Annotated in this window: 21 protein-coding genes, 1 tRNA gene and 1 pseudogene; 8 read left to right on the top strand and 15 right to left on the bottom strand. The window is 62.6% G+C overall.

Annotated features, from left to right (window positions below):
- Nucleotides 1–87 precede the first annotated feature (87 nt).
- On the top strand, nucleotides 88–237 hold the full coding sequence (locus BLS26_RS36605; protein WP_157676238.1) for a Flp family type IVb pilin: 150 nt from the start codon (nucleotides 88–90) through the stop codon (nucleotides 235–237).
- Between the two features lie 26 nt (nucleotides 238–263).
- On the opposite strand, the gene BLS26_RS00440 is transcribed toward BLS26_RS36605, so the two are convergent.
- The 4 genes from BLS26_RS00440 to BLS26_RS35410 all read right to left on the bottom strand — a co-directional run bounded on the left by BLS26_RS00440 (nucleotide 264) and on the right by BLS26_RS35410 (nucleotide 3,320).
- Complete coding sequence (locus BLS26_RS00440; protein WP_244541802.1) at nucleotides 264–1,055, bottom strand: substrate-binding domain-containing protein; 792 nt, start codon at nucleotides 1,053–1,055, stop codon at nucleotides 264–266.
- Between the two features lie 3 nt (nucleotides 1,056–1,058).
- The gene (locus BLS26_RS36450; protein WP_197681300.1) at nucleotides 1,059–2,339 is read right to left on the bottom strand and encodes a hypothetical protein; all 1,281 of its coding nucleotides are present in this window, start codon (nucleotides 2,337–2,339) and stop codon (nucleotides 1,059–1,061) included.
- Nucleotides 2,340–2,529: 190 nt separating this feature from the next.
- Complete coding sequence (locus tag BLS26_RS00430) at nucleotides 2,530–3,066, bottom strand: CAP domain-containing protein (protein ID WP_092507448.1); 537 nt, start codon at nucleotides 3,064–3,066, stop codon at nucleotides 2,530–2,532.
- Nucleotides 3,067–3,104: 38 nt separating this feature from the next.
- Entirely contained in the window at nucleotides 3,105–3,320 is a 216-nt protein-coding gene (locus BLS26_RS35410; RefSeq protein WP_157676237.1) for a hypothetical protein, read from the bottom strand.
- 190 nt (nucleotides 3,321–3,510) lie between these two features.
- Here BLS26_RS35410 and BLS26_RS00425 point away from each other — a divergent pair, with 190 nt between their 5' ends.
- The 5 genes and pseudogenes from BLS26_RS00425 to BLS26_RS00405 form a co-directional block, all read left to right on the top strand.
- Complete coding sequence (locus tag BLS26_RS00425) at nucleotides 3,511–3,702, top strand: hypothetical protein (protein ID WP_092507446.1); 192 nt, start codon at nucleotides 3,511–3,513, stop codon at nucleotides 3,700–3,702.
- Nucleotides 3,703–3,785: 83 nt separating this feature from the next.
- Entirely contained in the window at nucleotides 3,786–4,649 is an 864-nt protein-coding gene (locus BLS26_RS00420) for a hypothetical protein (RefSeq protein ID WP_092507444.1), read from the top strand.
- Between the two features lie 61 nt (nucleotides 4,650–4,710).
- Nucleotides 4,711–5,835: a metallophosphoesterase gene (locus BLS26_RS00415; protein ID WP_092517453.1), complete on the top strand. Its 1,125-nt coding sequence runs from the start codon at nucleotides 4,711–4,713 to the stop codon at nucleotides 5,833–5,835.
- Nucleotides 5,836–5,935: 100 nt separating this feature from the next.
- Complete coding sequence (locus tag BLS26_RS00410; protein WP_092507442.1) at nucleotides 5,936–6,364, top strand: VOC family protein; 429 nt, start codon at nucleotides 5,936–5,938, stop codon at nucleotides 6,362–6,364.
- Nucleotides 6,365–6,561: 197 nt separating this feature from the next.
- A pseudogene (locus tag BLS26_RS00405) lies at nucleotides 6,562–7,092 on the top strand (N-acetyltransferase family protein); the annotation flags it as partial.
- Here BLS26_RS00405 and BLS26_RS00400 read toward each other — a convergent pair.
- The 9 genes from BLS26_RS00400 to BLS26_RS00360 all read right to left on the bottom strand — a co-directional run bounded on the left by BLS26_RS00400 (nucleotide 7,089) and on the right by BLS26_RS00360 (nucleotide 18,110).
- Nucleotides 7,089–8,234: an acetate/propionate family kinase gene (locus tag BLS26_RS00400; protein WP_092507438.1), complete on the bottom strand. Its 1,146-nt coding sequence runs from the start codon at nucleotides 8,232–8,234 to the stop codon at nucleotides 7,089–7,091. The pseudogene BLS26_RS00405 and the gene BLS26_RS00400 overlap by 4 nt on opposite strands.
- A 22-nt stretch (nucleotides 8,235–8,256) precedes the next feature.
- A complete protein-coding gene (locus tag BLS26_RS00395; protein WP_092507436.1) occupies nucleotides 8,257–10,620 on the bottom strand; it encodes a phosphoketolase in 2,364 nt (787 codons plus the stop codon).
- Nucleotides 10,621–10,753: 133 nt separating this feature from the next.
- Nucleotides 10,754–10,987: a hypothetical protein gene (locus tag BLS26_RS00390; protein ID WP_092507434.1), complete on the bottom strand. Its 234-nt coding sequence runs from the start codon at nucleotides 10,985–10,987 to the stop codon at nucleotides 10,754–10,756.
- Nucleotides 10,988–11,057: 70 nt separating this feature from the next.
- Nucleotides 11,058–12,164, bottom strand: a complete 1,107-nt coding sequence (locus BLS26_RS00385) for an MlaD family protein (protein WP_092507432.1) — start codon at nucleotides 12,162–12,164, stop codon at nucleotides 11,058–11,060.
- Nucleotides 12,165–12,167: 3 nt separating this feature from the next.
- Nucleotides 12,168–12,944 (bottom strand): ABC transporter ATP-binding protein, encoded by a 777-nt coding sequence (locus BLS26_RS00380; RefSeq protein WP_172804514.1) that lies wholly within the window; start codon nucleotides 12,942–12,944, stop codon nucleotides 12,168–12,170.
- A 2-nt stretch (nucleotides 12,945–12,946) separates the two neighbouring features.
- Entirely contained in the window at nucleotides 12,947–14,083 is a 1,137-nt protein-coding gene (locus BLS26_RS00375; RefSeq protein WP_092507428.1) for an ABC transporter permease, read from the bottom strand.
- Between the two features lie 364 nt (nucleotides 14,084–14,447).
- Nucleotides 14,448–14,523 (bottom strand) — tRNA-Lys (locus BLS26_RS00370).
- Nucleotides 14,524–14,667: 144 nt separating this feature from the next.
- Nucleotides 14,668–17,340 carry a glycosyltransferase gene (locus BLS26_RS00365; RefSeq protein ID WP_092507426.1) on the bottom strand — a complete coding sequence of 891 codons (2,673 nt, stop codon included), beginning with the start codon at nucleotides 17,338–17,340 and terminating at the stop codon, nucleotides 14,668–14,670.
- Between the two features lie 200 nt (nucleotides 17,341–17,540).
- Nucleotides 17,541–18,110 carry a beta-1-3, beta-1-6-glucan biosynthesis protein gene (locus BLS26_RS00360; protein ID WP_092507424.1) on the bottom strand — a complete coding sequence of 190 codons (570 nt, stop codon included), beginning with the start codon at nucleotides 18,108–18,110 and terminating at the stop codon, nucleotides 17,541–17,543.
- 254 nt (nucleotides 18,111–18,364) lie between these two features.
- On the opposite strand from BLS26_RS00360, the gene BLS26_RS00355 reads away from it, so the two are divergent.
- A complete protein-coding gene (locus tag BLS26_RS00355) occupies nucleotides 18,365–19,990 on the top strand; it encodes a beta-(1-6) glucans synthase (protein ID WP_092507422.1) in 1,626 nt (541 codons plus the stop codon).
- Here the strand turns inward: BLS26_RS00355 and BLS26_RS00350 are convergent.
- Both BLS26_RS00350 and BLS26_RS00345 read right to left on the bottom strand, forming a co-directional pair.
- Complete coding sequence (locus BLS26_RS00350; protein WP_092507420.1) at nucleotides 19,950–20,330, bottom strand: hypothetical protein; 381 nt, start codon at nucleotides 20,328–20,330, stop codon at nucleotides 19,950–19,952. The two genes, BLS26_RS00355 and BLS26_RS00350, sit on opposite strands and share 41 nt — an antisense overlap.
- 104 nt (nucleotides 20,331–20,434) lie before the next feature.
- A complete protein-coding gene (locus tag BLS26_RS00345) occupies nucleotides 20,435–21,865 on the bottom strand; it encodes a hypothetical protein (protein WP_092517451.1) in 1,431 nt (476 codons plus the stop codon).
- Between the two features lie 179 nt (nucleotides 21,866–22,044).
- Here BLS26_RS00345 and glmU point away from each other — a divergent pair, with 179 nt between their 5' ends.
- Nucleotides 22,045–23,403 (top strand): bifunctional UDP-N-acetylglucosamine diphosphorylase/glucosamine-1-phosphate N-acetyltransferase GlmU, encoded by a 1,359-nt coding sequence (glmU, locus tag BLS26_RS00340; RefSeq protein WP_092507418.1) that lies wholly within the window; start codon nucleotides 22,045–22,047, stop codon nucleotides 23,401–23,403.
- The last annotated feature ends 26 nt before the right edge of the window (nucleotides 23,404–23,429 follow it).

Raw genomic sequence — 23,429 nt, 5'->3', positions numbered from 1 at the left:
GACGGTGACAATGACCGCGAGAGCGACGTCGTACGAAAGCCAGGCGGCCGCTTCCATTCGATGAGCCTTGATTAATTAAATTAACCTTTGCGGGGGCGTACCGCGAGAGTACCGCGCGGCCTTGTCCGGTATGGCCCAATCGCCGCGGGCATCGCCATTGCGATCATCACCGCCGTCACGGGCGTCGGCTCGGCGCTGCGCACGAAATTCACCGTGATCAGCACGTCGCTCAAATAGATCGGTGGAAGTCATGCGGTGGCGGGTTATCGCCCCGCGATCGGCATCAGCCCGCCCTTCGAAATGACCGGCTCCGCCTCCGACGAGCTGAGGAAGCGAAGCAGAGCTGAGGCCGCCTCACGCTGCTGCGTGTTCTGCGTGAGGACGCCCGCAAAGGAAAACCCCGGCTGCACCTCGGCCGGCAGTGCGCCGACAAAGGTAATGCCGGGGACGTGAATCAGTTCGGCGACCTGCTGGAATCCGAGCTCGGCCTCGCCGCGCGCCACCACCGCGGCCACCGGCTCGCCGGACGGGGGCCCGCGTATCTTTCGGCTCTTGCCGGCGATGGCCTCGGCAATGCCGAGCTGGACGAACAGTTTTGTCGAAAGATACGTGCCGCTGCCGCTGTCCGAATAGGCGATCGACTTCGCTGCCTTTAGCGTGCGCTTGAGCGCCTCGACGCTGCCGATGTCGGGTTTTTCGGCGCCGGCCTGCACCACCATTCCGATCAGCGAGCGCGCCAGCTCGGTTTTGGTGGCGGCTTGAACCAGTCCACGCTTGCCGAGTTCATCGGCCGCCCCGCCATCGAGGATCACGACGTCGGCAGCCTCGCCGCGCGCCAGCCGCGACGGAATAGACTCCGGCGAGTCGCCCATTGACGGGCCGCGCGTCGTGACGAGATGGTGGCCGCTGGCGCGTTCGAACGCCGGCGCGAGTTCGGCATAGACGCCGTGGAAGCCGGCCGAGATCATGACACGGATGTCGGTGGCGGAGGCGGGGCTAATTGCGAGCAGGACGGCGACGCCGAGCGCGGTCAGCCATCGGGCGAGCGAATGCACCTGCTACGATCTCGCCGTTCTGACGCGCTTTGCACGGTGGGCCGGCTTCGAGGCTGCTTCCGCTCGGCGTGCCGCACCGGGGTGCTTGTCCGCATATTCCTTTCCGTCGATCGGGCCGACATGGGGCGGATCGTGATCCAGGTACGGGCGTCCGATTCCGTAGTCCTTGCCGTGGGCGTCCACCCATTTCCAGAACGCCTGCGTCGACGTCAGGCGTTGCCCGCGTGTGGCGCCATTGATGCTGATGATATCTGCGGCAAGCCCATGGCCGTAGCCGCCGCGAAAACTGCCGCCGTGATAGGAGCGGTCGCTGGCGGCCTTGAGGCCCGATGCGATCGACTGGCGATAGTCGTCGCGGAAAGCACTGGTGATGCCGGGATACTGACCTGCCTGTTCGGCGGCGAGAAGCAGCCGAAACAACTTCATCTTGAAGTCCCGATCCATGCCGCCGATCACATATTGCGGCATCGACATCCCGGCTTTTTCGGCAGCCTTGGGATCCTTCCAGGCAAAATCCTGATCGGCACGCCGCGTAAAGGTCCGCGTCACCGTCACCGTCTTTCCTTTGCGCTTGATCGTCACCTGACGCCTGTCTTCGACCGCGACGGTGTCTTCCTTGGGCGCGCGCTGATAGAGCGCAAAGAGATAACGGTCGACGCAGGCTTCGATCACGAAGCACTCGTCGAGCACTTCCACGGAACCCACTTCCGAACGCACCGTCGTGCTGGGAGTCGTCGCGTCGGCATTGCCGGCGATGCCGGGCGGTGCGTCAGACGACAGCTTCTCCGATGTATCCGTCAGCGCCGCCGTCACGATCGGTTCCGCCTCGCGTGACGCGGGCACCGGCGTTGCGTCCGGGGTTACCACCACGGTGGCCGGAATGCTGGCGAGCGACGGGCCTGACGGCAGCGACAGATCAGAAGGAGGAGGGAAATCGGGCGCAGCAGATGCGAGCTGCGGCAGTTTCGCTGCGACCGGGGTGTCGGCGAGTTTGACGTCCGAAGTCTTGACATCGGAGGCCTTGACATCGGAGGCCTTGATGTCGAGCGCCGCGACTTCAGGGATTTTGGCGTCGGAGAACTTCGCCTCGTTCTTGATGTCGGCGGATTTGATATCGGCAAACTTGACGTCAGCAGCCAATGACGGCGCGAGACGTTCAGCAACCGGTGTGGCGCGGGTGTTGTCGATCGAGGCAAAACTGGCGGTCCCGATCCACGCCAGCACCAGGGCCGGTATCGCGACCTCACGGCCCAACGTCGCTATCGTTGCCAACCGCGGGTTCATGATCAGATCACCGTCTCCAAGCGGGTCGGAGTGCGTGGCCGAAGCATCGCGGTCGAGAACGTAACGGGTCGCAGCGGTGCTGTGCAACACCTGCGAAGGTAAGCGGGGCCACGAAAGCGCGGGAACTCACCATTTCCGGAGGTTTTAACGCATTGTTCGCTTTTTGTTTATGGCGGATCGCGCCGCGAGCCTACAGACAGAGACCCAGCAGCTTCAACCTGCAGGCTTGTGGCGACCGGGCTTTTGGCTTCGCCGCTGCGGTTTTGGCCTTCGCCCCGGCCGGCTTCGGCTTCTCGTAGCCGCCGGCGATCACCATCGCCCAGTAGGTGCGTCCGTCAGCGCTGCTTCTCGCGCTGGCGACGCCGACCCGCTCCGCCTCATGCATCAAGAGGTTCCTGCGATGGCCCGAGGAGTTGATCCATTGATCCAGCGTCCTCGGAAAGCTGTCGTAGCCGTACGCGATATTCTCCGCAGCCCGTCCCGCATTCGCCGGCGCGACGCGCGAACTGAAAGCTCCGAGCACGTCATGGTCCATCTTGCCTTTTGCAGCCATGGCGTTGGCCTGGTCCTGCGCAATCCGCTTCAGCGTGGCGTCGGATTTGACGCGGCCTTCCTGATGCTGGACGCGGAAACTGGAAATCAGCGCGGCGGGCTCGGTCGTTTGTGCAAGAGCGGGAGCGGAGAGGCAGAGCGCCAGCCCCAGCAGGAGTTTCGTCGTAACCCGCATTTTACCTGCAACTCCTGAACCGCGACGCTCCCAAGGATCTACTGAGGCTCGCTCGGCTTGTCTCTTTCATGGCTTTCCGCGTCAGCCGCCGCGCAGGCGTCCATGCCGTGGCATTTGCTCAGATAGTACCGGGCTCCCATACCAATCCCGCCGCAAACGATCACGGCGATCACCAGCAGTATCCATCGTTGCTTCGACATGTCCGGTACGCCTTCTCGGCAGTGGCGGCGTTTCGATCCGCCGAAATGGCTCAATGAAGCGGTCCTGCCGAAATGATCGACCGTCCCATGAGGACAACGTAGCGGTTGCCACGCGCGGGCATCCTGAATGGCCGGTGAAGCGGGGTACGGTCAACCCTAACCACTAAGTCCAGTTGACGGTTGACCCGAGAAATGGTGCGCTGCACACTTCGTAGGCACGCCCAATCAACGCCCAAAGCCTCCCATGACAGACGTTTTGACCGCCATCGTCAGAGCTTACGGCCGGGACCTCGATTTCGAGTCCAGCTTGAAGATACGCCGCTACCTCCGTACCTTGTCCCAGGCGGGCAGGGCCGATTCACGTGAGTTGACGAAGTACGGCCTGGCCTATCTCAAGGAGCTGGAAAGTCCGGACCGCCGTTATTCCGGCTGCTAGCGTTGCGCGGCCAAGCCTGGACGAGCGGCGGCCGGAAACGCGTTGCGATACCGGATCGCCGCGCGCCCTGATCAGAGAACTCAATGGCATTCAATGCGGATGACATTCTCGGGCACGCCGCGCTCGAACGCTCGGTGCGGCAGCTCGCCCAATCGCTGTTGGGAATCCACGACGCCAGCCCGCGGCTGGCATCGGTGTTTGGCACCCGGCAGCGCTGGCTGATCGCCCATGCCGCATGCGCGCAATATTTCCGCAATGTTGCCGCGGATGGTCCCGGCGCCGGTATGTTGACGGCGCAGTTGCTCGATCTGGTGTCACGCCACAAGGTCGCAAGTCCGAACACGGCGGTGGCGTTTCGCGACGAGATGGTGAAGTACGGCGTCATTCAGCCAGTGCCGGGGAGCGAGAGCAGACGCCACCTCTCGTACGAGCCTTCGCAGGTGACCCTCGCGGCGCTGTTTCAATGGCATATCCTGCATCTCGGGACACTCGACGGCTTCGATGGCGGAGGCCGTTCGACGGCACTTCGCGCCGATCCGCAAGCGCTTCGGCGGCTGCAGCCGTTGATTGCCGATGGCCTCCTGGAGTCGCACACGGTCCGCCAGCCCGATCCGACCTTCGCGCTGTTGGCCTGGGTCGACGAGGGGGGAATCGTGATGGATCGTTTGATGGTCGGTTGCGAACAAGGCGATGGCGGCCTCGATCGTGTCCTGACCGACCTCACATCCGTCACCGGCCTCGCCCAGCGGCTAAAACTGTCGCGGACCCAGCTTGGGCGCAAGCTTGCCGCCGCCGAAGCGATGGGAAGCCTCGGATGGGAGGGATCACGCGGGCGGTCACGCCTGTGGGTCAGCCAAGGCTTTCGCCACGAATATCACAAGGCGCAGGCCAACAAGCTCGCGGTCATCGATGCCGCCTGCGAAGCCTGCTTCATGCCGCGTTCGTGAACCGAGCCTCAGAACTTGGCTCAGAACCTGGCCGCGCACCGATCTAATCCGGAGAGAACCAATTCCCCAACTCATATTCGGCCTGACCTGGCTGCTGATCGCAACTCGCTTCATCTGGCCGCTCGAATTGCCGCTCACGGTCAAGATCGTGATGGCGGTGCTCGTGCTCGTCGCCTTGCAGTTTCACCGGTGGAGCGAGCTCTCGTCGGGCTCGGTATTCTCCCCGGAGTTTCCACGCCCGGTGGTCGCTCTCTTCAATTGGGCGTTCGGCGCCATCGTGTTGCTGATGCTGCTGCAACTGCTGCTCGACGCCGGATTGCTGGTCGGAGCGTTGATCCATGGCCGCTTTGTGGGCGCGCCCGACGGCGTCCGCTACGGAATGGCTGGCCTGGCTGCGGTGGCGGCCGCGATCGGCGTCCAGCAGGCCATGCGGGTTCCGCCATTGAGAGATGTCGAAGTCGGCATCCCCGGACTTCCACGACAGTTCGACGGCTACACCATTCTGCAATTGACCGATCTGCACATCAGCCGGCTGTTTCCCGCTTCATGGGCGCGCGCCGTCGTCGAGCGATCGAACAAACTCGGCGTCGACCTGATCGCGATCACGGGAGATCTGATCGACGGCACGCTCGATGCGCGGCGCGCGGACATCGAGCCGCTGAGGGACTTGCGGGCGACCGATGGCGTGTACGTGATATCGGGCAATCACGAATACATCTTCGGTTACAGTACCTGGATGGCGCACTTCGCCGCGTTGGGACTGCTCTCGCTCGAGAACAGGCTCGTCGTTCTCGAGCGCGACGGCGGCAGACTGGTTATCGCCGGGATGACCGACCAGGCGTCGCGCCGCAGGGGGCATCCCGTCCGGGACCTTGCCGCGGTCCTCGAAGGCGCGCCCCGAGGGGCTCCCGTCGTCCTGCTCGATCACCAGCCGAGCGACGCGCGCCACGCCGCGAAGTCAGGCGTGGCGCTGCAACTGTCCGGACATACGCATGGCGGGCTTATTTGGGGGCTCGACCGGTTGGCCGCGCGCGCCAACGCCGGCTTCGTCTCGGGTCGTTACGACGTCGACGGGATGACGCTTTACGTGAACAACGGCACCGCGCTGTGGCCCGGCTTTGCGCTGCGGCTCGGGCGTCCCTCCGAGTTGACGCGGATCACGCTGCGCCAGGCGGGTCCTGCCTGATCCCGTCAAAAAATATCAAAAGCCCAAAATCCTCAAGAGCATGTCGGGACTGTCGTGGGCCGTTCGTCCTTGGGGCGTGAGACGAACAAACGGACGAGCCATGGCAAAGCTGATCTTCATCAACCTTCCTGTCAGCGACCTCGCGCGCGCCACCGCCTTCTATCAGGCGATCGGCGCCGTCAAGAACGAGCAGTTTTGCGACGACACGGCGTCATGCATGGTATTCTCGGATACGATCCACGCGATGCTGATGACGCACGACAAGTATCGGCAGTTCACCACCAAGAAGATTGCCGACGCCAAAACCACCAGCCAGGTCTTGCTTTGCATATCGGCCGACAGCCGCGCCGAAGTCGACGATGTCGTTCGCAAGGCCGGAAGCGCCGGCGGCGTGATCGATCCGTCACCCCAGGATGACTACGACTTCATGTACGGCCGTAGTTTCGAGGATCTCGATGGCCATCTCTGGGGTGTGAACTGGATGGATTTGGAGGCGATGGTGAAGGGGGCGGATGCGCCGTTGGCGTGAGTTGGCGCCTCGCGCGCGCGATAGCTGCGCTATTTGCATGGTGTCTGCGGGCGCCCGACGAACATATCTGCGCGCTTGCTTATGCGAGAAAATACCTCAAGGTATCGGACCGGATGGTGCCGTAGCCGGCTGGCCCGGTATTCGCTGAAGGCTGAGATCGTTTGAACGCAGCTAGGGAGGCGTAACTGGCGGCTGGAGTTCGACCATACCCGTCGCAATGGGAGCGGCATCTCGTCCTCGGGGATAGTTGGCGAATATTTGTCCGGCCGATCAGACCCGACGACGAGGATTTGATCCGCGATCATCTGGCTCACGTGAGCAAGGAGGATTTGCGGCTTCGCTTCTTCGATTCGATCAAGGAATTCTCGCATCAGTTCATCACCAGGCTGATCGATCTCGACTACGCGCGCGCGATGGCTTTTGTCGCCATCGACGAAACCAGCAAAGAACCGCTGGGGGTGGTGCGGCTCCATGCCGACGAAATCCATGAGAACGGCGAGTACGCTATTCTGCTGCGATCGGACCTCAAGGGCAGGGGGCTGGGCTGGTCCCTGATGCAACTGATCATCGAATACGCCAAATCAGAGGGTCTGAAGCGGATATCCGGACAAATTCTCCAGGAAAATACCGTGATGCTCAAGATGTGCCGGGAACTGGGATTCGACATTGCGACCGATCCGCAGGATCGCGGTTTGCGCGATGTCACGCTGATGCTGGAAAGCCGTTAGCCGGCGAGCGAAACGGTCCGCGTATGACGGGCAATCTGCTCGTCCTCCTGCGAGGCGAGGACCTTCACCCGGACGTTCGGCGCCGAATCAAGGCTGACCCCGGCCCAGGACAGGCCTGCGCAGATCGAACCTCGGACCGCACCGTCATTTTCACCAATTCCTCCGGTAAAGACGATGAGATCGATACCGCCGAGCACGGCGATCATGGCGGCGATCTGCTTGCGCACCGAATAGCAGAACATGTCGATCGCCAATCGTGCGTCGGGATTTTCGGATGAGGCGTCATGGAGGCGCCGCATGTCGCTGCTGGTTGCGGAGATGCCCATCAGCCCGGAGCGATGATCGATCATGTGTTCCAACTTGACTGCGTCGAACGCCAGTTCGCGCATCAGATAGACCAGAACGCCAGGGTCGAGATCGCCACTGCGGGTGCCCATGATGACCCCTCCGCTTGGGGTTAGTCCCATGCTGGTATCGATCGACTTTCCATCCTTGACGGCCGTGACGCTGGCGCCGTTGCCGAGATGAGCAATGATCAGACGGCTCGGGACGTCGTCGCCAAGTTGATGCACGATCGATTCGCAGGAGAGGCCGTGAAAGCCGTAGCGTTGGATGCCCAGCACTTGCAATTCCCGGGGAACCGGAAGCACACGGGCGACATCGGGCATTCCGGCATGAAAGGTGGTGTCGAAGCATGCCACCTGCGGAAGTCGCGGAAAATGTTCTTGCGCGAAGCGGATGACGGATAGGGCGGCCGGGGTATGCAGCGGCGCAAAAGCGGCTGCGGCTTCCAGTTGCCGGGATACGTTTTCGTCGATCAGGCAATGCTGCCGGAGTTTTGGGCCGCCATGCACGACCCGGTGCCCGATCGCTGCGGGCGCTGGCGTTTGTGCCTCTTCGAAAAAGTTGCCGATGCGGATAACCGCGTCCCGCTGGTTTGGGATGGGTGCGGTATCGTGCGTCAGCACATTTCCTTGCGAATCCCGAACCTGAAACTGGCCGCCTGGCTCGCCGATCGATTCCGCAACGCCGGTAAACAGCGCGTCCGTCCCTGAAGCGCCAACGCGGTAAAGGCCGAATTTGAGCGAGGAGGAGCCGCTGTTGAGGGCGAGGGCGACAAATTCAGATGGCGTGTTGCTCATGACATCTCCAGCGTGGAGCGTTTCACGCGCTCCAGCGCCAGTCGCGGACCTCTGGCAGGTCGTCGCCATTCTCGCTGATGTAGAGCTTGTGACGTTCCATGGATGTCCAGTAGCGTTCTGTCGCCTTTTTAACCTGGTCACCGAGCCTGGGGATGCGCCGGATGGCGTCCAGTGCGAGCTGATAGCGGTCGAGGTTGTTCAGCACGACCATGTCGAACGGCGTCGTGGTGGTGCCCTCATCCCGAAAGCCCCTCACGTGAATATTGTCGTGATTGTGCCGCTTGTAGGTCAGCTTGTGAATCAGGGTGGGATACCCGTGAAACGCGAAGATCACGGGCCTGTCGGTGGTGAACAGGTCGTCGAAATCCTTGTCCTCGAGTCCGTGCGGATGTTCGGATTGCGGCTGCAACACCATCAAATCGACGACGTTGACGACCCGAATCCGGATGTCCGGAACATACTCGCGCAAGAGCGTTACCGCCGCCATCGTCTCCAGCGTGGGCACATCTCCGGCACAGGCCATCACGACATCCGGGTCGCCGGCATCGTTGCCGGCCCAATGCCAGATACCCGCGCCGGCCGTGCAGTGGCGCGTCGCCGCGTCAATGTCGAGCCACTGCCACTCCGGCTGCTTTCCGGCGATGATCAGATTGATGTAGTTGCGGCTGCGCAGGCAATGGTCTGCCACCGACAGCAGGCAGTTCGCGTCGGGTGGCAAGTAGATTCGGACAACATCGGCCTTCTTGCTGGCGACATGATCGATGAAGCCGGGGTCCTGATGGGAAAAGCCATTGTGATCCTGCCGCCAGACATGCGACGTCAACAGGTAATTCAGGGACGCTATTGGCGCGCGCCAGGGTATCTGCTTGCTGACCTTCAGCCACTTGGCGTGCTGATTGAACATGGAACCGATGATGTGGATGAAGGCTTCGTAGCACGAGAACAGGCCATGGCGTCCGGTGAGCAGATAACCCTCGAGCCAACCCTCGCACATGTGCTCGCTGAGCATTTCCATCACGCGGCCGTCGGTGCCGAGATTGATATCGACCGGCTCGACATCGGCCATCCACGCCTTGCCCGAGACCTCGTAGACCGCCTCCAGCCGGTTGGACGCCGTCTCGTCCGGGCCGAACAGCCTGAAGTTCTGCTTGCCGAGATTGAGCTTCATCACGTCGCGCAGGAGTGTACCAAGGATCCGCGTCGCTTCCGCCTTGACGCTGCCGGGCGTCGGGACCGCCACGGCGTAATCGCGGAAGTGGGGCATCGATAGCGGCTGAAGCAATTCTCCGCCGTTCGCATGCGGATTGGAGCCCATGCGGCGGTGACCCGTCGGTGCCAGCGCTGCGTACTCCTCGCGGAATTTCCCGCGTTCGTCGAACAGTTCCTCCGGGCGGTAGCTCCGCATCCAGTCTTCGAGCTGCTTCAGATGTTCGGATGTTTTGAAATCCGCGATCGGAACCTGATGCGCCCGCCACGTACCCTCGACCGGTTTGCCGTCGACGAATTTGGGTCCGGTCCAGCCTTTCGGCGTGCGAAAAACGATCATCGGCCAGCGCGGACGCTCAAGCCGTGTTTTCCCAATGCGTGTCCGGGCCGCGCTCTGGATAGTGCGGATCTGAAGCAAGGCTCGGTCGAGTGTCCCGGCAAGACTCTGATGCACCAGGGCCGGATCCTCACCCTCCACGAATTGCGGGGCGTATCCGTAGCCACGCAGCAGGTCGGTCAGTTCCTGACGACTGATGCGGGCCAGAATGGTCGGGTTGGCAATTTTGAACCCGTTGAGATGAAGGATAGGGAGAACGGCTCCATCGCGAGCGGGATTGAGGAATTTGTTGGAATGCCAACTGGTGGCAAGCGCCCCGGTTTCCGCTTCTCCGTCGCCGATAATGCAACTTACGATCAAATCCGGATTGTCAAAGGCGGCGCCATAGGCGTGCGCCAGCGAATAGCCGAGTTCACCGCCCTCATGGATGGAGCCCGGCGTTTCAGGCGATACGTGGCTGGGAATGCCGTATGGCCAGGAAAACTGCCGGAACAACCGCAGCAGTCCGTTCCGGCTGCGCTCGATCGCCGGGTAACGCTCGGTATATGATCCTTCGAGATAGCTATGCGCCACGATGCCAGGACCGCCGTGGCCCGGCCCGATGACATAGATCATGTTCAGATCATTGTCTTTGATCAGGCGGTTCAGATGCACGTAGAGGAAATTCAGCCCGGTGGTCGTTCCCCAATGCCCAAGCAGCCGAGGCTTGATATTTTCGAGCTTAAGGGGTGTTTCAAGCAGCGGGTTGTCTTGCAGGTAGATCTGGCCGACCGAAAGGTAGTTCGCGGCGCGCCAGTAAGCCTGCATCTTGTCGAGAAGATCGGGTGACAATGGATTGGACATAGCTGGCTCCAAACATGGTTCGCGATGTTTTGGACAGCGAATACCGGACCCCGGTAACCGCAGGCGCAGATCTCGCCCATCCCGCGAAAGGACAGGAGCGCGCGCTGAGCCGCAAGCGCGCTCCTGGTCGCTGTTAGAAATCGAAGAACTTCTTGCGCAGTCCGTCCTCGTATTCGCCTTTGGCCGCTTTGACGCGGCCGCGAATCTCGTCTTCCGCAAAGTGCGCAGCCTCCCACTGGTCGATTTCCGTGACCGTGTGATTTCCGGAAGCGAGTGCTTCCTCGTGCCGGATCGCGCCGACCCATTCTTCCACGGCTGCCTTGTATTTAAACTGCAACCGGTCGAGTTCTTGCGTGTCTGCTTCCATCTTTTCGTCCTCCTGTGCTTTGCAGTCTATTGGGATGTCGTGAACGACCCAAGACAGGCTCAACGGCGTACTAAAGTGCGCCCGCGGTCCAGGCGATCAGGTCGGTCGCAGCATTTCCGAAGGCGTCATTAAACGCGGCGACCGCCGACGCCGGATCGGGCTTGTCGAGCCGCCTGCGCTGCTGAAACAACCGCGAGGCCACGACCTGTCCGTCCTTGTTCAATATCCTTGCTGAAAATCCGATCTCGGCGGTCAGTTCATTGTCGGTGTTGATCTGAAAGCTTCTGATGTCGACGAGAAGCTGTGGATTTGTTCCCGGCGTGTCGGTCGTTCGAAGCGGCGCGTGAGAGATGTCGTAGTTTTCGAAGCTCTGAATGAGCTTCACCTGCAGCATCTTCGGAATGCTGTCGGCCCATTGTGCGTTCGCGAAACCCGGAAGGTCCTTGTTCGGCGCCAGCAGAAATCGCTGCGTATCGAGCTGAAGAATCGCCGTCGGCGTCGGCATGACAAGCTGCTCGTTGAGCGCTTTTTTTGGTGAAGCGAAGTCCAGGGGAATTTTGAGGTCGTAGATTGTCTTGGGGCTCTCCGGCTCACTGCCTCCGGTCATCTTGACGAGGCCGGCCACGATGGAGTCGAGGCTGCCGGTATTCTTGGCAAGTCCATCGGTAAAGGTCTTCAGATTGGCGATCGTGTTCCTGAGCGGCTCGGCGTTTTCGGCCAGCACGGAATCGACCCGTCCGAGTGCATTGCGGGCGGCCTGCGTCATGCTTTGACCGGCTGCGGGATCGGCGATCAGGATCTTCGTATCGGTCGACCCACCGACCTCCTTGCCGCCCTCCAGGGTGATCACGGGAACACCCGTGAGCCCCTGGAAGTCCAGACCAACCTTTGTGTCGGAATGAACAGGCGTGCCCGAAGCGACGGCGATGGTCGCATCCACCCGCCGCGGGTTGCCGGCGACCAATCCCAGATTGGTAACCTCGCCAACGCGAATACCATTAAACAGCACGGCTGCACCAACCAGCAGTCCCGAGACGGATCCTTCGAACTGGACGTGATGCACCGTCCGCGCGCCGGTACCGGCGGTGTTGTGCAGCCAGTAGACGAATCCAAAGACGGCACCGATGGCCGCCAGGACGAATGCGCCGACGACGATGAAGGGAGCGCGGGTTTCCATTTGTCAGCTCGATTCCGGTTGCAGCATCAGGGAGCGCTTGCCATGGAAGTACGCTTTGACCCATGGGTGACTTGAGCGAAGCAATTCGCTCATCGGGCCGATCGCAACGATCTTGCCGTCCGCGAGTGCGGCGACGCGGTCACAGACCGTTTTCAGGCTGGCAAGATCATGGGTCACCATGAAGACGGTCAGCCCGAGCGTTTCCTGCAGCGTTCTGATCAGATCATCGAAGTCGCCCGCCGCAATGGGATCGAGTCCCGATGTCGGCTCGTCGAGGAAGACGATGGCGGGGTCCAGTGCGAGTGCGCGTGCCAGGGCAACGCGCTTGGTCATTCCGCCCGATAGCTCGGAGGGAAATTTCTGCCCGTCCTCCGGCGTCAACCCGACCATCTCGAGCTTGGCGGTCGCAATTTCGTTCAAGAGTGGTTCGGAAAGGACGATGTTTTCCCGAAGCGGGAACTGAATGTTCTGTAGCGCGGTCAGCGACGAGAACAGCGCGCCCTGCTGGAACAGAATACCCCACGCCGCTGCCGCGTGAGCGTCACGACTGCGGCCGTTGTCGATATCGTTGCCCATAACCTCGATACGGCCGCTGCGCTTTGGTATCAGCCCGATGATGGTCCGCATCAGCACGGATTTACCGCCGCCGGACGCGCCAACCAGACCGAGGATTTCGCCCTTGCGGACGTCGAGCGACAAATGGTCGATCACGATCTGCTGACGGAATCCCACCACGAGATCGCTCACGCGAATGGCAAACGGCTCTGCGGGTTCCTGCATGGTCACATTCCGATCGATGCAAAGAACACGGCGAAAGCGCCGTCGAGGACGATGACGAGAAAGATCGATTTGACGACCGAGATCGTTGTCTGCTTGCCGAGAGATTCCGCGCTTCCCTTCACCCGCATGCCCTCGCTGCTTGCGACGATGCCGATCACCAGTGCCATAAAGGGCGCCTTGATGATTCCGACTTCGAAATGCGTCACAGAAACGGCGTCGTGAAGCCGCGCCAGAAATATCGCCGGGCTCATCCCGCCGTAGAACCACGCCACGAGGCCGCCGCCATACAGGGCGGCCATCGAGCCGATGAAAGCCAGGATCGGAAGGGCCAGGACCAGCGCAACGATGCGCGGAAGTATCAGGACCTCGACCGGATCGAGGCCCATGGTCGACAGCGCGTCGATTTCCTCGCGCATTTTCATTGAGCCGAGTTCGGCGGTGTATGCGCTTCCGGACCGCCCGGCGACCATGATGGCGACGATCAGGACACCAATTTCGCGGAGAACAAGAATTCCGACCAGGTCGACGACGTAAGATTCCGCACCGAACTTGCGAAAATGAAAGATGCCTTGTTGCGCGATGATGGCGCCGATCAGGAATGTCACCAGCGCAATGATCGGTATGGCCCGCCATCCGACCTGGTACAGGTGATAGACCAGCGATTTCAACCGGAGCGAGCGGGGCCTTCGCAGGACGCCGAAACCGGCGGAGCCCAGCGCGCCCAGCATTTGCAGAAAAACGGATAAATCTTCCACCGCGCCGAACGCGGAGCGGCCAATGGTCTCTAATCGTTCAAGGACGGGATTTTGGATCGCCCGGCTGGCGGGCTTGCGGCGGTTAACCTGTCGAATATCCTCAATAAGGCCCTCGTAGCGCGCCGCGACGCCAACGACAGTGGCGGGATGACCGGCCTCGAACGCGCCGCGAATGATTTTTTCAAGTAGCCATGCGCCAAGCGTGTCGAGTTCACGCACACCGGCCATGTCGATCGTCAGTTTCTGGGTTTTTTGGACGTCAGGCGAGACCAGATTGACGAGGCGTTCCAGGATAGCGGCATGAACAGCTGTCCACGATCCGCTTGGACTAAGCACCAACGTTTGATCTCGGGTTGCCTCACCCAGCAGGGGAAACGTATTCAATCCCGATGCCGGTCAAAAGCACACCGTCGGGATGGATATCCACCGGTGACGCATTCCGACAAGGAACGACAGTCGTGTTGGCCGTTCGCTTCACGACATGATTTGGCGTGCTCGAGGCTTCTGTTTGGCACTTGGTCTCCTGTTCTGCGACTCGGAAACGCGCGCCAATGCCGCGCCGTAGCGCGATCAGGTGACAGACTATCGATTTGCGCGGATGTGGTGCGCCGGTCTCTGTGACCGGCGCTAGAGGTCATGGATAAGCAGCGAAGGAGGATTGTGTTCCCGCCGCGGGAATATTGAAATCGGCCGTCGGCGCAATCGACTGCGCTGCGGCGAAGTAAGATGTTGTAGTTTCAAGGTTTCATGGTGAGCGCGGAGGGACTCGAACCCTCGACCCCATGATTAAAAGTCACGTGCTCTACCACCTGAGCTACGCGCTCACTCGCCGCGCTGTGTAGGGGGCGGACCCCCCTGGGTCAATAGCACCTGTGCGGCAAAACCGCCGATCCGGTGGGCTGAATTCCCTTTGTACCGCTGGCGGTTAGCCCGGTCTCTTCAGGCCGGGACCGCCAATCCGTCCACCGTCAGTTCGCTTCCTGGCGAATCTCCGAGGCCACTGGCTGCGAGGGGGCGGCGACCGTCGGCAGGCGGACCGGGCGGATGCCGATCAGTTCCGCCGTTCGCACCGCGCTGTTACGCCAGAAGGCAAAGGAATTGGTGCGGGAGTTTTCCAGCAGCGCGATTGCGACCGCCGCCAGGAACGGCAGGCTTTGCAGCACCAGCACGCCCGCGAAGATGTAGATTTCGCGCACCTGCTTGTAGCCGTTGGTCACCACCAGCACGGTGGCGCCGATCAGTAGCAGCACGCCGATCACGGCTTCCCAGAACGCCTGGAATTCGATCGACATTCGCGACAGGCCGCCCTTGGAGGTGCGGGCGAAAGCGAGGTGTTCGGTGATCAGGCCCTGCGCCACCGCGCGCGACACCGTCCACTGCACGCTCATCGCCGCGATCATGGCGCCCAGCATCTGGCCGGCCTTGATGTTCACCCGCAGCCGATAGAGCGCGATGAAGTGCGTCAGCGAGACGATGAAGGAGGCGATGATCGGCAGCGTCAAAATCCTGTCGGGAATGGAGATGTCGGCAAACGCCACGATCGGCACCCAGATCAGGTTGAGGATCGCCACCACCACGCCGAGGCTTTCGGCCCCTAACCAGTTCAGCCAGCCCAGCGAGAACTCGCGGCGCTGGTCCGGCGACAGCCGGCTGCCGCCGGGCAGGAAGCGCCGCCAATGCTTCTTGACGATCTGGAAGCCGCCATAGGCCCAGCGGTGACGCTGCTTCTTGAACGCCTCATAGGTGTCGGGCAAGAGGCCCTCGCCATAGCGGACGTTGGTGTAATGCGTCAGCCAGCCCTGCTGCTGGATGGTCAGGCCGAGATCGGTGTCCTCGCAGATAGTGTCGCTCGACCAGCCGCCGGCCATGTCCATCGCGCTGCGGCGGATCAGGCACATCGTGCCGTGCACGATGATGGCGTTGAACTCGTTGCGCTGGACCATGCCGATGTCGAAGAAACCGGCATACTCGCCGTTCATGATGTAGTGCATCAGCGACAGGTCGCCGTCGCGGTGTTCCTGCGGCGCCTGCACGAGCCCGACGCGCGGGTCGGCGAACACAGGCACCAGGTCCTTCAGCCAGTCCGGATGCACGACATAGTCGGCGTCGATAATGCCGATGATCTCGGCGTCAACGGCGGTGCGGTCCATCGCAATCCGCAGCGCGCCGGCCTTGAAACCCTTGACCTTCTCGGCGTTGATGAACACGAAGCGTTCGCCGAGCGCGCGGCAGTGGTCCTGGATCGGACGCCAGAACTCGGGATCGGGCGTGTTGTTGATGATGCAGACGCATTCGAAATTGGGATAGTCGAGCTTTGAGACCGCATCGAGCGTCTGCTTCAGCATCTCGACCGGCTCGAAATAAGCCGGGATGTGGATCGACACCTTCGGGAAGGTGACGCCTTCGCCGATCGTGGCCGGCGCCAGGGTCGCGGTCTTGGTGATCAGCCGGCGCGGGCCGACACCAAACGCGACGGCGGCGATCTCGTCGATCCGCGCCATCGCGATCAGGACCAGCGGCACCAGCAGGATCAGGCCGAGCGTCAGCGCGAAGGCCGAACCGAACACGAAGTAGTGCCCGGACCAGAACGCGAAGACGGTAGCGGCCCAGGCGCCGACGCCGTTGGCCGCCGCCGACAGCACGAAGGCCTGCATCGGGGTCGGCTGTTCCAGCCGCAGGATCGGCAGCGACATCAGGATGCCGACCAGCAGCGCGATGGTCGCGAGCTTCCAGTAGTTCTCGTTGACGATCGGGCCGGTCCACGAAAACTTCGCGTCGCCCGAGTTGTCAAGAATGCCCCAATAGGGACCGACGCCGCCCTCGAACGATTTCCAGGGCCGGTCCATGCCTTCGACAATGTTGTATTCCATGCCCATCGCTTCGGCGCGGGCGACGAAATTGCGCAGCACCGACGCCTGCTCGAATTGGCCGGGCTCGGCGTTCTTCAGGTTATAGCCGGCGCTGGGCCAGCCGAATTCGGCGATCACGATCCGCTTGCCGGGAAATTTCTCGCGCAGCAGGCCGTAGAGATAGACCGCCTGATCCACCGCTTGCTTGTCCGTAAAGTATTCCCAATAGGGCAAGATGTGCGCGGCGATGAAATCGACCGACGAGGCCAGTTCCGGATTGTCGCGCCAGCTATTCCAGATTTCGCCCGTGGTGACGGGAACGCTGACTGACTTCTTGACCCGCTTGATCAGCTCGATCAGGTCTTCGACCTTCTGATCGGCGCGGTAGATCGTCTCGTTGCCGACCACGATGCCGTTGACGTTGCTGTTGCGCTTGGCGAGCGCGATCGCGGATTCGATTTGCGCCAGGTTCGCGTCGTCATTCTTGCTGATCCAGGCGCCCACCATGACCTTCATGCCGAACTCGGCCGCGATCGCCGGCACCAGTTCGTTACCTTCGGTCGAGGAGTAGGAGCGGATCGCCCGGGTCACGGTGGAGAGCCGCTTCAGGTCGGCGCGAATCCGCGCAGGGTCGACCGTGGGGTCGACGACGTGGCCGGGTTCGAACGGGGTGTAGGAGACGCTGGGCAGGATGCCCTTGAAGTCGGGGGCCGCCTGTTTTTCCTGGAACAGGCCCCACAGCGCAGCATGGGCTGCGGTCACAAACAGCAGAACGGCAACGACAGCGCGCATCGGCGGCTAAACCATACGGGGCTTGCGAGGGGGAAAGCGAACCCGTCCCCAAGGTTCGACCGACACGGCGGTACTATCAGGATAATCCTGTCGCGCCGATTAACAACTGATATGACGGCGTGGCGTTTTAAGGGCGCGGCAATTTGAACCATCGAACAATATCGACAGTTCCTAGTCGCGCCGGATCATCAGGCGGATTGTTACTTGGCCGGGGCCGCGGGAGTGGGTGTCGGAGCCGGCGTGGGGGCGGGCGCAGGAGCGGTGTTCCCGGCGGTCGCGGGCGCTGCCGGCGCCGGGCTGGCCGCGACAGCGGCCTGGGGCTGCGCGCCCGGATTGATCCAGCAGGCATGGATCCGGCTGGACAGGGTTTCGGCCACCTTGGGATCGATCTGGCCGCCAAAGCGGGTCAGGCAGCGGAACGCGGCCTGGACGTGGCCGCCGGGGCAGCCGAACCGGTCGTAGAGGTCGAGGTGCCGGAACGCGGTATCGAGGTCGTCGCGCCACATCAGGCTGACCACCCGGCGGCCGAGCCAGACGCATTCGGGATTGCCGGCCGGGCCGTTGATGGCGGTCTGCGCCTCGACGAATTCGTCGGTCTTGCGCTGGTTGTCCTTGGCGGCGTCGGCGGCATTGGCCGCCGGGGGTTTACCTTGATCCTGGGCGGGCTGGCCGCTCTGGGCGAATACGGCGCCCGATCCAATTAAGAATACAAGGCCGGCAGCGGCGAGGTGACGCACAACCGACTTTCCTGGATCAAGCACCCGACGCATACAATCCCCGATATTTTCCGTGTGACAGCTGGTGTGTTGCCGTCCAAATGGGTCCCCAATGCGGCGGAGACTCCTGACGATTCCCATGCCGGTTATTTGGGATTTTGTCCAGCAAACTCACAACTTTATCGCGTCGTGGTAAAATCGCCGCAGGGGAGACGCGCAAATCCCGGTATCGTGTATCTTGCAAATCCCCTAGTCGATCTCTTGGCAGATCGCCGGTGAACCGCTAAGCGACAGGCCCCGCCCGGAGGATGGAACCGATTTCTCTTCGCACGCCGCTGGCGCTTCTCGTTTTATCCCTTGGAATGATTGCGGCCCTGTGGTGGTGGGTAGCCACGCCGATCACGCTGGCGCGCGCGCCGATCGATCCCAATGCCAAGCTGCAATGTGTGTCCTACGCGCCGTTCCGCGATGCGCAGACGCCGCTGGTTCCGACCACCCATATCGCGCCGGAACAGATCGCGCAGGATCTGGCGCAGCTCGCCGGGATCACCGACTGCGTCCGCACCTATTCGATCGAGAACGGGCTCGACCAGGTTCCGGCGCAGGCCGCCAAGGTCGGGCTGAAGGTCATCCAGGGCATCTGGCTCTCCAGCAACAGGCTGAAGAACCTGACCCAGATTGCGACCGCCGTCAGTCTCACCAAGCAATATCCCGGCGTCATTACCGCGCTGGTGGTCGGCAACGAGGTGCTGCTGCGCGGCGAGATGACGACGGCCGATCTCGCCGCCAACATCCGCAGCGTCAAGGCGCAGGTCACCGTGCCGGTGACCTATGCCGACGTCTGGGAATTCTGGCTGCGCAACCGCGAGGTCTATGAAGCGGTCGACTTCGTCACCATTCACATCCTGCCGTATTGGGAAGACATGCCGGTGCGGGCGAAGTTCGCCGCCAGCCATGTCGACGAGATCCGCAAGCGGATGGCGGTGGCGTTTCCGGGCAAGGAGATCCTGATCGGCGAGACCGGCTGGCCCAGCGCCGGGCGGATGCGCGAGGGCGCGCTGCCGTCGCGCACCAACCAGGCCCGCGTGGTCTCCGATATTCTCGCCCTCGCCAAGCGGGAAGGTTTTCGCGTCAACCTGATCGAGGCCTACGACCAGCCGTGGAAGCGCCAGCTCGAAGGCACCGTCGGCGGCTATTGGGGCCTGTTCGATGCGGTCAAGCGCGCGGTGAAATATCCGCCGGGCGAGTTCATCAGCAACTATCCGCTGTGGAAGTGGCAGATGGGTTCGGGGATGGCGCTGAGCTTCATCGTGTTCCTGGCGGGATGGCTGACCGTGCGGCGGCGGCCGTGGCAGCCGCGGCTGATCACCTGGGTCACAGTCGCGATCTCGGCGACGGCATCAGGCATGCTGCTCGGGATCGCCGCCGACAAGATGTTCTATGAAAGCTACGGCATCGGCGGGTGGCTGCAAAACGGGGCGCTGCTGGCCGCGGGCGTTCTCGCGCCGATTCTTTGCGCCTGCGCCACCATGTATGGACGGCCGCTGCCGACGTTCCTCGAACTGCTCGGGCCAGCCGGCTACCGCACCGGATTGAAACTGACGGTGCCCCTGACACTCACGCTGATCGTGACGGCACTGATTGCGGCCGAGACTGCGCTCGGCTTCGCCTTCGACCCCCGCTACAAGGATTTTCCGTTTGCATCGCTGACCATGGCGGTGGTGTCGTTCGCCGGGCTGATGGTGGTGAACCGGCCGCTGGAGGGCGTGCGCCCGATCGCCGAAACCGCCTTTGCCGGCGTGCTGGTCGCATGCGCGATCTTCATGGGATTGAACGAAGGCGGCCAGAACTGGCAGTCGCTGTGGACTTGCGCGGTCTATCTCGGCCTGGCGCTTACGCTGTGGCGGGCGCGGGCCGTGCAAATCCCAAAATAAGCAGCCCGATCGCAAGGCCCGACAGCGCGATATTGTAGAGCACGATGCCGAGGCCGGCTGCGATCAGTCCGCCGGTCAACAGCACGATCGACGGCCGCATCACATGCAGCGTCGCAATGACCAGCGCGACGATGCCGAACACCGAATTCTTGAACAGCACCGTCGCCAGCGAGCGCGCCTTGCACAGCATGGTCTGCAGCCCGGCGTCGCAGGCCAGCGCCGTGGTGGAGAGTTCGACCGCGAGATAGCGCAGATACAGCGCGTAACCGACGGTGACGAAGCCGATCACCAACAGAAATTGCACCTGATAGGGCGTCAGCCGGAACGGAGTTTTTTTCATCGCGGGACTATGCTCGGGAATGCGCCTGCGGACAAGCGGGGCCTGGCCTCGGTAGCGTCAAAAACAGGTGAGGGATTGGCCGTAACGCGTTGTCGGGGAATATATTATTCCGACTTCTTGCGGCCGAACATGGACGAGATCGAGGATGCAATCGACGACGTCGTTTCCGGCTTCTTCGGCTCCTCGGCGGGCGCGGCTGCCGCAGGTGCCGCAGCGCGCTTCGAGGATCCGCGCCGGCTGCGGTTCGCAGGCTTGGAGGGAGTTGCCGGTTCCGGTGTCGCTTCGTCCGCGTTCATTGTCAGGCGCTGGCCTTCGAACACGGTGGTTTCGCAGCTTCGTTTGTTTTCCGTCATGGTCGCGCAAATCTTGGCCGCGGCGCCGGCGTCGTTCAACGGGCCTGCGACCAGATGCAACTGCATGCCGGAGCCGTTGGCGCTTTCCTTGATCTTGATCATCGGGCGCAACGCCTGCAGCGGCGCATTCGACCGCGACTTCAACAGCCCGCGCCACAGCGCGCGCAGGCCGTTGACCGAATTGGCGGTGCCGAGATCGACCCCGAACTCGGTCCGCTGCAAAGCGACTTTCGGCGCGGTGGCTTCATCGGCTTCTTCATCGCTGACCGGCGGCGTTGAGGCCACCACTTCCGGGATCGGGCTCGCGACCACGGCGCTGACGGGCTTGCCCGGCTCGATCAGTTTTGTGGCGGAGGGATCGGGCGGGGCCATGAACGATTTGGCGGCCACCAGCGGTGTCGCCGGTGTCGCGGCAGGGGTCTTGGCGGCATCGGCTTTGGCTACATCAGCCTTGGTAATGTCAGTCTTGGCAATGTCAGCTTTGACGGCATCCGCCTTGGGCGCGTCGCTCTTGGTGGATTCCTTGGCCGGCTCAAGCTTGGCGACGTCGGATTTGGCGGCATCGGATTTGGCGGCTTCGACCTTCTCCACCTTGCCCGGCTCGGTTTTCGGAGGGTCCTTGGCAACCGACGAGATCGTGGCAGGGCTCGGCTCCGGGCCTGTCGCCTTTGTCGCCGACTTTTCGATCGCGGGGGCGGCGGTCGCGACCGGCGCCACGACCGGGGCAGGCGCCTGGGCGGCGGATGGTTCGATGGTTGGAAGCACAGGGGGCGACACGGCCGCATTGGGCGGAAGCTGCCGGATGAACGAGCCGGTGACCGAATCCAGCCCCTGTTCCAGGCTGGTGACGCGGGTATAGAGCCGGTCGCGATCGCCGTTCAGCGTATCGACCGCGCTGGCGAGACGGCGCGTCTCGCTCTGGTTTTCCCGGGCTGCCATCTGGATCTGCTGCGCCTGCCGCGACAGTTCGGCGGCCGCCATCTGCTCGCGCTTCAAGCCGAGCGAGGACTGGTTGGCCATCACGGCGACCACCACGGCCGCGACCGCGCCGACGCCCCACGAGCCGATCCGCCACAGCGCGCGGCGGTCGAGGTCGTCTTCCTCGGCCAACAAACCGCTCAGCAAACCGCCGGTGTTGTCGGTATCGAAGTCCCCAGCGCGATGGTCTGAATCCCTGGCCAAGCGTTCCTGGCCCTCCCTCAGGCCTGCCGAATCATCGGCAAACATTAACAGGAAATGCGCCGTGTTCCTGAATCCGGAGCTTTGCGGACCTGCGAATCGGTTTGATCTGCCACGGAAAACAATTAAAGAGGCCCCGCAATAAAGACCTGCGCTATCCGGTGTGTTCGTTGAGGATCCAAATGACGGCTCGTTCCAGCCTGACAGTCGTGCTTGCGGCCGGTGAGGGCACGCGCATGCGATCGGCGCTGCCGAAGGTGCTGCATCCCATCGCCTCCCAGTCGCTGCTGGCCCATGTGCTGGATGCGGCCCCGCATGGCGCGGGGGCAGCACTTGCGGTCGTGGTCGGGCCGAACCACCAGGCGGTCTCCGACGAAGTCGCCCGCATCCGCCCGGATGCGGCGACGTTCATTCAGGCCGAGCGCCTCGGCACCGCGCATGCGGTGCTGGCGGCCCGCGAGGCGATTGCGCGCGGCGCCGACGATCTCTTGATTGCGTTCGGCGACACACCTTTGATCTCGGCCGAGACCTTTGCGCGGATGCGCGCGCCGCTCGCCAAGGGCGCGGCGCTGACCGTGCTCGGCTTCCGCGCCGCCGACCCGACCGGCTATGGCCGCCTGCTGCTCGAAGGCGACCACCTGGTCGCGATCCGCGAACATGACGACGCTACGCCGGAGGAACGCAAGGTGACGCTGTGCAACGCCGGCGTGATGGCGTTCGACGGCCGCCTGGCGCTCGAAATTATCGACAAGATCGGCAATGCCAACAGCAAGCGCGAATACTATCTTGTGGATGCCGTCGCCATCGTCAGGGAAATGGGACTGGAGGCCGTCGTGATCGAAACCAGCGAAGACGAAGTGCGCGGGATCAACAACAAGGCACAGCTCGCCGAGGCGGAAGCGGTGATGCAGGCGCGGCTGCGCCAGGCCGCCCTCGATGCCGGCGTGACGCTGATTGCGCCGGAGACGGTGTTTCTCTCAGCCGACACAACGTTCGGCAGCGACGTCACCATCGAGCCGTTCGTGGTGATTGGCCCCGGCGTCTCGATCGGCGACGGCACCGTGGTCCATTCCTTCACCCACATCGTGCAGTCCTCGATCGGCAAGAACGTGCAGCTCGGTCCCTATGCGCGGATGCGGCCGGGGACGACGATGGGCGACGGCTCCAAGCTCGGCAATTTCGTCGAGACCAAAGCGGCGACGATCGAGGCCGGCGCCAAGGTCAATCACCTGTCCTATGTCGGCGACGCCCATGTCGGCGCCAAGGCCAACCTCGGCGCCGGCACCATCACCTGCAACTATGACGGCTTTACCAAAAACAAGACCATCATCGGCGCCGGCGCCTTCATCGGCACCAACACCTCGCTGGTGGCGCCGGTGAAGATCGGCATCGGCGCCTATATCGGCTCCGGCTCCGTCATCACCCGCGATGTGCCTGACGATGCGATGGCGGTCGAGCGCAGCCCGCAGAGCATCCGCGAAGGCGGCGCGACGCGGTATCGCGAATTGAAGACCAAGGGCAGGAAGCCGAAGGAAGGCTAGGACATCGCAAGCCAGAGGGGTCCCGG

The organism is Afipia sp. GAS231 (genome assembly GCF_900103365.1).
In the GTDB taxonomy this organism is placed as follows: domain Bacteria; phylum Pseudomonadota; class Alphaproteobacteria; order Rhizobiales; family Xanthobacteraceae; genus Bradyrhizobium.
The sequence above is the reverse complement of the archived record's forward strand: the minus strand, read 5'-3'. Positions and strand labels throughout refer to the sequence as shown.